Origin of the sequence: Collinsella sp. AM36-4AA, assembly GCF_003467795.1 — a bacterium.
Lineage (GTDB): Bacteria > Actinomycetota > Coriobacteriia > Coriobacteriales > Coriobacteriaceae > Collinsella.
On record NZ_QSHS01000066.1, the window covers coordinates 1 to 609 of the forward strand.

A 609-nucleotide genomic window follows, 5' to 3' on the forward strand; every position below is an offset into this window, starting at 1 on the left:
ATCGACTCGATCCAGGACCAGTGCGCCCGGGTCCAGTTGCCCTTCCTGCGGCCGGTGGGCGTCCTCTCGTCGAAGACGAGCCCGTGCCTTAGCAGGAACTTGGAGAGCCGCTGCTTCGAGCGCGAGAGTGTCGTCCCTCGCGTCCTCGAGCGCCCTGGTCAGGTCGCGGGCGGCCTCGCACTCGTCGTCGGGGACCCACACCTCGACCACGTTGCCGACCGACAGCATGCGGGCGAGGAACTCGGCGTCGTTGCGGTCGTTCTTCCTGCGCCTGTCCGCGCTGGGCTTGATCATCTTCGAGACGGCGCCGACCACGCAGTCGACCCCCAGGCCGGAGAGCCTCTTCTGCAGGTCGAAGCCCGTGACCCCGGACTCGTACACGCACCTGGCCCCGGGGTCCACGGAGCGGACCCACTCCGCGACGGCGCCGGCGTCGTAGCCGAAGGTCGCGGCGCGCACCTCCCCGGTCATGACGTCGAGGGAGACGGCCTTTATCGAGCGGGCGTGGACGTCGAGGCCGACGAAGGTGGTAGTATCGAGCATGGGAGCCCCTTCCATGAATGCGGCGTGGCCGCCGCGGCTGAATTAGACACTCACCATTGTCGGCCT

General features: G+C 68.5%; 1 protein-coding gene. It reads right to left on the minus strand.

The window, feature by feature from the left end; all coding sequences use genetic code 11:
• Nucleotides 1-543 (minus strand): transposase (locus DW850_RS10100; protein WP_233505722.1); only part of this gene is annotated, 543 nt, incomplete at its 3' end.
• Nucleotides 544-609 lie beyond the last annotated feature (66 nt).